At 57.9% G+C, this 10379-nt stretch carries 12 protein-coding genes and 4 pseudogenes; 11 read left to right on the forward strand and 5 right to left on the reverse strand.

Translation table 11 applies throughout. From position 1 onward, the window contains the following. Nucleotides 1-173 precede the first annotated feature (173 nt). Nucleotides 174-518: pseudogene (locus NO878_RS14660) on the forward strand (DUF8013 domain-containing protein); the annotation flags it as partial. A gap of 33 nt (nucleotides 519-551) precedes the next feature. On the opposite strand, the pseudogene NO878_RS14665 reads toward NO878_RS14660, so the two are convergent. Then, nucleotides 552-668, reverse strand: a pseudogene (locus NO878_RS14665) (IS5/IS1182 family transposase); the annotation flags it as partial. A 350-nt stretch (nucleotides 669-1018) separates the two neighbouring features. After that, nucleotides 1019-1462 (reverse strand): pyridoxamine 5'-phosphate oxidase family protein, encoded by a 444-nt coding sequence (locus tag NO878_RS14670; RefSeq protein WP_256406711.1) that lies wholly within the window; start codon nucleotides 1460-1462, stop codon nucleotides 1019-1021. A 402-nt stretch (nucleotides 1463-1864) separates the two neighbouring features. Between NO878_RS14670 and NO878_RS14675 the strand changes: the two genes are divergently transcribed. Together NO878_RS14675 and NO878_RS14680 are read left to right on the forward strand one after the other, a co-directional pair. Next, nucleotides 1865-2716, forward strand: coding sequence for a sulfite exporter TauE/SafE family protein (locus tag NO878_RS14675; RefSeq protein ID WP_379824219.1), 852 nt, complete (start codon nucleotides 1865-1867; stop codon nucleotides 2714-2716). Nucleotide 2717: 1 nt separating this feature from the next. Continuing rightward, a complete protein-coding gene (locus NO878_RS14680; protein ID WP_256406713.1) occupies nucleotides 2718-5153 on the forward strand; it encodes a heavy metal translocating P-type ATPase in 2436 nt (811 codons plus the stop codon). A 377-nt stretch (nucleotides 5154-5530) separates the two neighbouring features. Here the strand turns inward: NO878_RS14680 and NO878_RS14685 are convergent, their stop codons facing one another. Next, complete coding sequence (locus NO878_RS14685) at nucleotides 5531-6505, reverse strand: deoxyhypusine synthase (protein WP_256406714.1); 975 nt, start codon at nucleotides 6503-6505, stop codon at nucleotides 5531-5533. Between the two features lie 91 nt (nucleotides 6506-6596). On the opposite strand from NO878_RS14685, the gene NO878_RS14690 reads away from it, so the two are divergent. Next, nucleotides 6597-7334 (forward strand): uroporphyrinogen-III synthase, encoded by a 738-nt coding sequence (locus NO878_RS14690; RefSeq protein ID WP_256406715.1) that lies wholly within the window; start codon nucleotides 6597-6599, stop codon nucleotides 7332-7334. Nucleotides 7335-7532: 198 nt separating this feature from the next. Here NO878_RS14690 and NO878_RS17335 read toward each other — a convergent pair whose 3' ends face one another. Continuing rightward, nucleotides 7533-8036: a zinc-binding dehydrogenase gene (locus tag NO878_RS17335; protein WP_424020095.1), complete on the reverse strand. Its 504-nt coding sequence runs from the start codon at nucleotides 8034-8036 to the stop codon at nucleotides 7533-7535. A gap of 28 nt (nucleotides 8037-8064) precedes the next feature. On the opposite strand from NO878_RS17335, the gene NO878_RS14695 reads away from it, so the two are divergent. The 7 genes and pseudogenes from NO878_RS14695 (at nucleotide 8065) to NO878_RS14725 (ending at nucleotide 10171) form a co-directional block, all read left to right on the forward strand. Continuing rightward, nucleotides 8065-8283 (forward strand): FaeA/PapI family transcriptional regulator, encoded by a 219-nt coding sequence (locus NO878_RS14695; RefSeq protein ID WP_256406716.1) that lies wholly within the window; start codon nucleotides 8065-8067, stop codon nucleotides 8281-8283. Beyond that, nucleotides 8276-8428 carry a hypothetical protein gene (locus NO878_RS14700; RefSeq protein WP_256406717.1) on the forward strand — a complete coding sequence of 51 codons (153 nt, stop codon included), beginning with the start codon at nucleotides 8276-8278 and terminating at the stop codon, nucleotides 8426-8428. The genes NO878_RS14695 and NO878_RS14700 overlap by 8 nt, the downstream gene beginning before the upstream one ends. Continuing rightward, complete coding sequence (locus tag NO878_RS14705) at nucleotides 8425-8580, forward strand: DUF7563 family protein (RefSeq protein WP_256406729.1); 156 nt, start codon at nucleotides 8425-8427, stop codon at nucleotides 8578-8580. Before NO878_RS14700 ends, NO878_RS14705 begins: the two co-directional genes overlap by 4 nt. A 99-nt stretch (nucleotides 8581-8679) precedes the next feature. Continuing rightward, nucleotides 8680-8898: pseudogene (locus NO878_RS17340) on the forward strand (DUF7718 family protein); the annotation flags it as partial. 144 nt (nucleotides 8899-9042) lie between these two features. Continuing rightward, nucleotides 9043-9204 carry a hypothetical protein gene (locus NO878_RS14715; protein WP_256406719.1) on the forward strand — a complete coding sequence of 54 codons (162 nt, stop codon included), beginning with the start codon at nucleotides 9043-9045 and terminating at the stop codon, nucleotides 9202-9204. Nucleotides 9205-9465: 261 nt separating this feature from the next. Further along, nucleotides 9466-9720, forward strand: coding sequence for a toxin-antitoxin system TumE family protein (locus NO878_RS14720; RefSeq protein WP_256406720.1), 255 nt, complete (start codon nucleotides 9466-9468; stop codon nucleotides 9718-9720). Further along, nucleotides 9713-10171 carry an HVO_A0114 family putative DNA-binding protein gene (locus NO878_RS14725; protein WP_256406721.1) on the forward strand — a complete coding sequence of 153 codons (459 nt, stop codon included), beginning with the start codon at nucleotides 9713-9715 and terminating at the stop codon, nucleotides 10169-10171. The genes NO878_RS14720 and NO878_RS14725 overlap by 8 nt, the downstream gene beginning before the upstream one ends. A gap of 112 nt (nucleotides 10172-10283) precedes the next feature. On the opposite strand, the pseudogene NO878_RS14730 reads toward NO878_RS14725, so the two are convergent. Next, nucleotides 10284-10379, reverse strand: a pseudogene (locus tag NO878_RS14730) (IS5/IS1182 family transposase); the annotation flags it as partial.

Genomic DNA, 10379 nt, shown 5'->3' on the forward strand with positions numbered 1-10379 from the left:
AACGGCTGCCAGTCCAAGCAGTAGTTGACTAACAAGCGAAGTCCCACGTCCAGCGCAAAAGGGTCTGCCGGCGAGCAGAGCGTCTACCTCCCGCCGCCGTGACTTCGCGACCTGTTTTTCGTGCCCCCAGAGAGGGCGAGGGCTCCTTCGAAAGCTCTCAGAGGTGACTTCCAGTGAGTCAACAACAGAGTCCCGACAACGTCTCGGTCGACGAGATCCCGGTCGATATCGACAACACGCAATCAGGGGAGGTCGATTCCGCCGATGTCCCCGACGAAATCGAGTCCATCACCCGTGGGCTCGCCGGTGAGCAGCCGCCGACGAATCCGCTGGTCGTGCTGAAAGCGGCCCGATGGTGGTACATTCACGGCAAGGGCGGCACGGATCCCGTCTTCCAGTGGGCCATCGAGTGGGCACGTCACCTTGCGACCGGCACGCCTAGCGACGTCGACCGGTTCGACGAGTTCCTCTTCGGTCTCCCAGCGGTACAGTCGTCCTTTGCGGTCGAACAGCTCGAAGACGCCGTCCTGCATCCAGCCAAAGATGTGTTAATGAAGTGTGGACCGGCGTTTCGAGAACTTAGAGGAGTACCGAGCGACAGCTCGCCGAGCCAAGTGATACGCCTGCTCAACAAACCGGAGTAACCGCGATTTCGGGAGGGCCTGCATTCGGTCACACTACTGCTCGAACCTGTAACTCTCTGAGAATTTCAACAGAGCCGTTTGGTGTTAAATTGCCTGTTGGCTACGCAAAGTCCATGCAGAACTCAACAGATGCGGAGTCAATTCCCCCAATATTGCGTGCCGAGAGGGCTGCGTTCTCTTCCGTTGACCGGATTCCCTCGTTCATACCCCTTGTTTCTTGTTACGATTATATAAGACCACGTCTCACGCTAACGTAGCCGACTAGATTCAGCAGAAAGTGTGATTTTAAGCACCGATACAGACGTAGTAGGCTCTGTTGAAATCCTATCCTTCAGACAGATTAGTGTCTGAAACAGCCGATTCCTGAAGGGTGCTTATTGGTCGTTGGGTCCGGGGGTGAATGCGTTGAACTGTCGGCCAGTGATTGAGTTCGGTGTTAAGCGATAGTAATCCATTGTGAACTCGTCGGGTGTCGTATCGGGATAGATGTTCAGCGTAGGGATGGAGGCGTTTTCTGTGATTGCTGTCGCGGCCTTGGGTTCTTCGTCTTCTGGGACCGGTTCGAGTGTTCCACTTACAATGACGCTCTTTGCTGGCTGTTCGTCGTAGACGGTGAACGTCGCTGTCTCCGTTGTTTCGAGAAAGGCCATCTTCTTACTATCTGGTTTGTAGACGAACTGGAAGTATAGTGTCTCACCGTCATAACCGAATGATTCGGGAATCGAATATGCTTCTGAGCCGTCAGTGAGAGCTAAGACACCAACCCCCGACTCACAGAGTAACGTATTATATTCTTCCTTCGATAGCTCAGTGGTCATATCGATATGTTCCTCCTATCCGTCCAAGCATGTTTTGGCTATCGATTCGGCGATTAGTACCTCACTGCACCGAACTCGCAGTTGCGTATCCGAGAATTTCGCCTTCATCTGTCTCGCAAACGGACCACGGATACTTGCGGAGAGTTGTCTCACCCCGTTCAGTCATCTCTGTAGTCGTTGGTGGGTCAACTTCAAACGGAATTTGTGTCGATTCGACGAAAGGGGCATAGATAGAACGGATGGGTGGTGCATCTTCTCGAGTAGCTAATCGGATCTGGTATTCCATGTCTGAGAAATCTTCCAAGCGACCCCTGTTTTCCTGTATTGATTCATATTACCGATCCTCGAAGTCACGGCCTGAACCGAAACCCACTACACACGACGATTGGTATACTCTAATCTATGCTGGCTCTGCCAGCCTCGAGTATGAGATCGGCAGTCCTAGTACAACTGAGTGAGATTGGTGTCACAAGCGGCTACGGACTGGTAGTGTTTTTCCTGATTGGCCTCTTCGGCGGTGCACACTGTATTGGAATGTGCGGTCCGCTCGTTACAACCTACGCCGAGAGAATGGAAACCGATGACCGCTGGTCGGGCGCACTCACCCTCTATGAAGTGCGTCAGCACACGCTGTTCAACCTCGGCCGGACGATGAGCTACGCTCTTATCGGAGCTGTCTTCGGGACTGCCGGCGCGCTGCTCTACGGAACCATCGGCCTCGCCGGAATTCTCGGGCCAGTCCAGGGTATCGTCGGCATCTGCATCGGCGTGGCAATCCTCGGTATGGGATTTACACGGTTAGCCGGCTATCAACAAGGAGCCGTCGAAGGTGTGATTGCCGATACTGGTATCGGATCAGTATTCGCGCGAACCTACACAGTCATCTCAACGCGGATCGACCGCTGGGTCAACGGCGTCGGTATCGTTGGTCTCGGCGCGCTTCATGGATTGTTGCCGTGTATGCTTCTCTATCCCGCATTCCTGTACGCATTCGCACAGGGATCGCCTGTATATGGCCTCCTCTCGCTCGGCGCGCTCGGGCTTGGGACGATCCCCAGCGTGTTCCTCTACGGAACGGTAATCCAGTCCGTGAGCGCCCGCCAGCGACAGGTGGTCCACTATGGACTCGGTGTGTTGTTCATCGGGCTCGGATACGTCCTGTTAGCGATGGGACTCATGCGGTTTGGCGTCATACTCCCGTTGCCCGACATCCCGTACTATCAACCGATCGCCGGCTCGGAGGCAGTTGCGTAACATGTCCACCTGCACACTCTGTGAGCTCCCTGTCGAAGACCCAATCACCGACGAGAACACCGACAGCAAATTCTGCTGTCGGGGCTGTCTGGAGGTTGCACGCTTGGTTGACAACGGTGAGGATGTCGACCTCTCGATTGCGGCCGTCCGTGACCGTGTCGAGGCCGGGGATTCTCAACCCGATGTCCCTGAGGATGCCGAAACGGCGTATCTCTCGATCGACGGCATGCACTGTCAGACCTGCGAAGGCTTCATCGAACTCCTTGCCGAGGAAGAGGAGGGCGTTCATGAGGCGCGTGCGAGCTACGCGACTGAAATGGCGCAGGTGGTGTACGATCCAGACCGTATCGATCGCAACACGATCGCCGCTGCACTAAGTCGACTGGGCTATCAGGCCCACGGTCCCGACGAGGAAAACGACTCGCTGCGCTCACGCGTTGAGTTCGGCAAATACCGTGCGGTGCTCGCGGCGTTACTGATGATGCCTGTGTTGATTCTCTACGTCCTATTCATCTATCCAGTGTATCTCGGCATCTACCCTGAGAGCTTCCTCTACGGGAGTACCGTTGAGGCGATGGTGTTCGGGCCGCTAGCGGTCTGGAGCACGCTCATTGTCATCGGGCTTGGATACCCGATCTTCCGCGGTGCCTACGTGAGCTTGAAAGTCGGTCGCCCGAATATGGACGTATTGATCGCCATCGCAGTGCTCGCCGCGTATCTCTACTCGATGGCCACCTATCTCACGGGCGGACGCGACCCGTACTTCGACGTCGCAGTGATGGTGCTCGCGATCGTCACTATCGGCAACCATCTCGAGTCACAAGTCAAACGCGCTGCGCTCGGCAATCGCGCTGACCTCACTGATTCACGCGTTGATGAGGCCCGCCGGCTCGACAACGGCAGCGAGGCCACCGAAACCATCGAAATAGCAGAGTGTGAGCCCGGCGATCAGCTGTTAGTCAAACCTGGCGAACGGATCCCAGTCGACGGCCAGATCGTCGACGGGACTGCCGCGATCGACGAGGCGCTCGTCACAGGCGAATCGCTCCCGCAACGCAAATCCGTCGGGGACAGCGTACTCGGCGGATCCATCCTTACTGACAGCGCGATTGTCGTCGAAGTTGGCCCAGATGCCACCAGCACGATGGATCGTCTCGTCGAACTCCTCTGGAACGTCAAGAGTTCGGCAACGGGCGTCCAGCGTATTGTCAACCGCTTTGCAGTGCTGTTCGTCCCGCTCGTACTCGGACTCGCCGCGCTGACTGCCGCTGGCTGGTTCGCCCTTGGCAACGACTTGAACACAGCCATACTGGTCGGTGTCTCCGTGTTAGTGGTCTCGTGTCCGTGCTCACTCGGGATCGCGACCCCGCTTGCCCTCGCGGCGGCCACTCGCGATGCCACCGACAATCGGATGCTCGTTCTCAACGAGACGGTACTCGAACGGATCGACGACTCCTCAATCGTCGTATTCGACAAGACAGGGACACTCACAACGGGGGAAATGAAACTCGCAGACGTCGTTGGCGACACCCCCGACGAAGTGCTTGCAATGGCGGCTGCCGTTGAGCGCCGATCGAGCCACCCTATCGCCGCTGCGATCGACGACGCCGCCCCGCCAACCACACGCTCGGTATCGAGCTTCGAGCGTTCCGACCGTACCGTATCGGCGCTCGTCGACGATACCCGCGTGATAGTTGGCCATCCCGACTCCTTCACCGACGACGAGTGGACGATCTCTGCGGATATCGAGGCCGCCGTCACGGACGCCTACGAGTCGGGCACGCATCCCACGGCGGTCGCATGGGAAGGCGTCGTCCACGGGATCGTCACGGTCCGAGATACGCCCCGTGAGAACTGGGACCGTGTGGTTTCCGATCTCGCGGATGGGGGTCGAGAAATCGTCGTACTGACCGGCGACGACGAGCGGATGACCGAGACGTTCGCGAACCATCCAGCGATCGATCACGTATTTGCAGGCGTGCGCCCCGAGTCCAAGGAAGCAATCGTCCAGGGACTCCGCGAGCGCGGAACAACAACGATGATCGGTGATGGGACGAACGACGCGCCCGCACTCGCCAGCGCAGACCTCGGGATTGCGGTCTCAAGCGGCACCGAACTTGCGATTGAGGCGGCCGATGCGGTGGTGCTGGACGACCGTCTCGGCGCTGTTCCCGAACTCTTCGGACTGGCGAGTGACACTCGGAGCCGAATCAAACAGAACCTCCTCTGGGCGGCTGGCTACAACGCGATCGCACTCCCACTGGCAATAGTTGGCGTAATCACGCCGTTGATCGCCGCCGTTATGATGGCTATCAGCAGTCTCATTGTCGTCTTCAACTCGAAGCGCCGCCTGCTCCCGGCGAACGGAGATCAGGTGGCTGCGACCGCCTCCAGAGAAGGCAACGATCAACTTGGATCTCCCGCTCACTCGGAGTAAACGGTCGACCGCCAAGTTTGACCTCCTCCCGCGCCTGAAGACGCGGGAATCCCACCACGGGATTCGGGCGGTCGATGCCCTTCGGTTCCAACCCGCGCTCGGAGGGAACCGGCGGCACACCGGCGGAACTCTCGTTTGTCTCCCTCGTAGGGCTGTGGCCCGGCCAATGAGGCCCCGTCGGAATCCGTGTCATTGCCGTGCGAACCACCGCTGGTTCGCCACCCCTTGTGGTTCGGGGACGGCATCTCACCAATTCCGTAGCACCCGTGGGAACGTGGGCCACGGATTTTAAACTTCCGGGAGGAGCGGGCCGAGTGTCGCTCAACCTCCGCCTGAAGACGGAGGTATGCGCTTGAATCTCTATCAGCAGATCACGCTCACTCGCTGAAAGCACCCGCCACGAGCAGTGGGAAGACGAGCGTCGCCTCTGCTTCGACCTGCGTGTAGTTCGTCTGCTCATCGTCTTTGATTTTCCCCCATGATACTGCCTCGTTCGGGGGCGCTCCAGAGAGTGAGCCATCTCCTTCCATACCAGTCGAGATGTAGACGACATAATCCGCCCCGCCGCGGAACAGATTCGTCATGATCGCATGGTGTTTCGGGACGCCCCCTCCGACTGCGATCAGACCCGTCGTGTCGGCGAGCATCCCGTCCTCGATGAGCGAGTCGTAGTCGTCGAGAATCTCGATGCCAACTTCCGAATCGTATCCTTGTCGGTAATAATAGAGGAAGTTCCCAACCTCGGCGTCTGTCAGTGCCGGACAGTACACGGGAACGTCGTGGTCCGCTGCTTGTTTCAGAACCGAATCCGGATCGTCGAGTGTCTCCCCTAACTCGCGGGCAAACGCTGTCGGCGTCCGAACCTTTTCCTCGGCAAAGAACTCCTCGAAGAAGTCGTACAGGTACTCTTCCAACCAGACGTATCGGTCGGAAGGAACAAAGAGATTCCCAAGACGGTTGATTCCTTGTTCCCGGAGCGCGGCCTCGTCCGCATCCCACTCTCCCATTTTGAACGGCTTCGCCGTTTTGATAACATCCTCCGCTAGCGATCCCGCGGTCGTGATAAGCACGTCGACGTACCCTTCACGAACGAGGTAGGCGACGACTTCACGCAATCCCGACGAGATGATATTCGACGTGCATGTGAGATAGATCGTGGCATCGGCGTCTTGCATTTGCTCGGCGATGTCGATGGCCTCTGCGAGTTGCGTCGCCTGAAAGCCCGTCGTTGCATACGCTTCCAGCATCTCCTGAAAATCGAATTCGCCACTGAAGTCGTAGCCCTGCACGTCTGGCGTGGCCAACTCTTCATCACTTCCCGGAACAACGTGGTCGTGAGACTCGTCGTCCATACCGGCAATTAGCAGGATGCCGGTTTGAATCGTTCGAGACTGGTCACCAGTTCTCGATACACACAAGTCCAGCATCGGCTAACTGTTCAATATGTCCCAGCCGACGGTGGCTGTTCTCCGACCCGACGACAGCCGTATCGTTGAGGCGGTTGAGTATCTCCAGTCACTCGGTGTATCCCCGATTCCAGACCCGATGCTGGCAATCACACCGACCGGTCAGGTTCCCCAACATGCGGATTACTGTATCTTCACAAGCGAGACCAGTGTCGATCTAGCTGCGACAGCGGGATGGAAACAGCAAGGAACCACCGTTTGTGCTGTCGGAGATCAAACTGCAACCGCATTACGCAATCAGGGCTATTCAGTCGATATCGTTCCATCGACGTTCACATCCACAGGGCTCGTCGACGAGTTATCTACTGATGTCGAGGGACAAACCGTTGAACTTGCTCGGAGTGCACACGGTAGCGAGGTACTTGTTGAAGGACTGGAAGCAGCTGGTGCAATTGTCAGCGAAACATGCTTATATCGCTTGGAACGACCGGAGACTGCGGGACAGTCAGTTTCACTTGCGGTAGACGGTAAGCTGGACGGCATACTGTTCACCTCGCCAAAGACGGTTGAGCACTTCGTTCAAATCGCGACTGAACGTGACGTTGTCGCTGCACTACAACGCGAGCTAAAGGAGTCGATTGTTGGAACGATAGGAGCACCGACAAAACGTGCTGTCGACAAGCATGGGATCGCTGTTGATGTTATGCCGGATACAGTGGGTTTCACACAGCTTGCCGAGGTTACCGTATGTCGAATTCTGGAGGCCCAACAATGAACACATTCCGTCTCCAATCTGTTAGCTGACTTTGAGTGTTCACTGACGTCTCACCGTAAGTCATCCGCTACAGGGCCGGTGGTCATGCCGATCGGTGTTGGAGGAGTAGTTCTAATTCTATCATATTCACGAGAATTGAAAATAGCATATCCACTCGATACTGACTGTGGATCTCAATTCAATGTACGACACATCGAATCACGCTACCCTGAGAACAAGTTTCCCTTGTACGTGCTCTGTCTCACCTACTTCGTGTGCATGGGCTGCAATTTCGAGTGGGAATTCGGCACTGATCGTGGGGTGCACTTCTCCGGCGCCAATCAGCTCGCTAATCGTTGTTAGGAGCGATGGGGAACTCGACTGCCCACTCACCGCCTGTATATCAATATCGTGGTTGGTGGTGAGCACTCCGGATGGTTGTCCAACGACTGAAACGAGCACCCCATTTTTCCTGAGCACGTCAACTGAGTGTGCTAGGATTTCATCCCTGACTGTATCTACCACGATGTCGACATTGTCAATTACTACCTCGAAGCGCCCCTGATGCTCGCAGTCGTGGGGGTACGTTGAAGTACCCCAGAGTCGAAGTCCGTCATGGCTGTGTCGTCCATTCGAAACAGCCAGCCCGCCTGTCCAGCAGGCGGGCGAATAAATCGCCCTAAGGGCCGGTCTGCCCCCATTACTTGCTATGCAGCAAGAAATAAGGAATCGGAGATATACTGTTTCCTACATGGAGCAAGGTGCAGGGACTGTGACCCACCCGGAAGAAGACTACTTCGAGGCGGTCCGGGCGAATTCTCCAGCGTCGACAAAGGAGGTCGCTGATGCTGTCGGCGTAACTCGCCAGGGCGCTGACTATCGGCTTCGGCAGCTTCGGGAGGAGGGAAAAGTCGAGGCGAAGATGGTCGGCAATTCTCTCGTTTGGACGCTCGTGGCAGAGAATGACTGACGACAACACTGACGCCAGCGTCCCGGACTCAGACCCGGATCACCTCGACCCCGCCGGCGACCTCGCCGCCGATCCGGGACTCAACACGACCGTGCGGATCGCGCGGGCACTGCTCAAGGACGCTGACGACGATGGAGGCGAGTGACCGTGCCAGAGTGCCAGAACTGCGGTGCCCACGTCACCGAACGCTACGCCCGCGTGTTTACCCCCGACAGCGTCGACGAGCCTCGTGTCTGCCCCCACTGCGAGGGCCTCACTCGGGACGGAGATGGAACGATTCGAGAGACACGAACATGACTTTCCCCGCCCCCGTCAAGATTCGACGTCTCGAAACACGTCGCTACCACCCGAGCAGACTGCGCCCTCACGGTCGGCTTCGACCGCCAGCCGGGGTATATCCCGCGTTTCCTCGTCCAGCTGCACTACCAGACCGCGACGACACCCGTCGAGTGGGACGCCATCGCCCGGATGGATCACAATGAGACCGCCTCCACCGGTCACAAAGTCTATCATGAAGGGCTGCACGTCGATATCGACCGTCGGGGAGGTCAGGAGGTGCACCTCACTCTTCGACACGTCTCACTCCTAGTGAACCGTGGGACCGTAATCCGCGGCTGTGTCGACTACCTGGACGCTGAGGCAGGCTACTTTGTCGATGTCTTCGAAGGGAATCACTCGCCGGGGAGCCCGCCGCGGTGGACACCTGACGGTGATGAACGAGAACCTAGCTTTATCCGTTCGCCGCCGGTAGATGGAGGTATGAGCCGGAACGCGGACGCTGACGCCGACGCGGCCTCCCGCGAGGAGCTGACGGAGTTGCTCGCTGACGCGACCGGCATCGATGCTGAAACGCTCGATCGCGAGGCGCGTGAGGTGGAGATCGCACCCCCGACCGAGGCGGACGTCGTCGAGGAAGAGTGATCTCTCCGAATACTGTCGACGATTTCTAACCAACACTCGGCCATAATGTAGTTAAGACTGAGACGGGAGCCCCTGCGCTCTCCAGCAGTTGTCGTTCGCGATGGTCGTCGGCGCCGTGGGAAGTTGCTCAACGACGGCTGAAATCCCGTCATAACACGGCTCCACCAATCTTTATGTCCTATGACCACATAGCCCATATCGGATAGCAGGATGCCGGAGAACCAACCGATTGAGCTCAACCGCGCCGTCCCAGGTGGCCGCGTGGAGTTGTTCGCGATCCGCGACGACGAGTATCCCGGCGATTGGTTCTACCGGTTCCAGTACTACCACCCGGAAGAGGGCGAGTTCCTGCGCTACGACAACGCGCACGATGACGACGATCTCGGTTGGCACCACCGACACGTTCGATTCGGCGAGGATTCCGAGATTCCGTTCCAGAACATCAGTGCGCACGTCGCCCGCTTCCTCCAGGAGGTCGGCCACCTCACCGATATCGAGGACACGAACCATGACTGATCACACCGCCGACGGCTGGCCCGACAAGTACAGCGACCCCCGTGACCGTCCGCATCCAGACATCCTTCGCGTGACTGTCGAGTCATTCGATGAGGCCCGCGAGGACACGCTCGAGGCTGTCGACACAGTTGCCGACGGGGAATCGACACCGGCAGTCGTGTCGTTCGCGACGGTCGGAGAGCTGCGGAAGATTCTGACCGACCGCCGCATCGAACTCCTCCGGACGCTGTTGAATACCGACGGTGCTGCCGAGAGCATTTCAGCACTGGCCGATGATCTCGGCCGCGACTACCGGACGGTTCACGACGACGTCTCCCTGCTCGCAGACTACGGCCTCCTCTTCGTCATTGACGAAGGGCAGTCGAAGCGGCCGTACCTGCCCTACGAGCGGATTCTCCTCGACGTTGAACTCGCCGGCGGAGAATCGGGCGAAGAGCCCGCACCGGCCTGACACTTCTGTTGCTACGAGATACCTGAATAGAGAGCCCTGTCGAATTCTCGGCAACTGAGACGATGCCCTTGCTGAATATAGTGCTTTGTTGAATCCGATGATGGCGTCGGGATCACTGTTTGAGGGCCTGTTCGAGATTGTAGACTGCGGCGGTCAACACGAGCTCGCGGAACTCGCGGTACCACGCGCGAGGGTGGACAGCGGGGCC

It is taken from the genome of Haloplanus ruber (genome assembly GCF_024494725.1).
Taxonomy (GTDB): domain Archaea; phylum Halobacteriota; class Halobacteria; order Halobacteriales; family Haloferacaceae; genus Haloplanus; species Haloplanus ruber.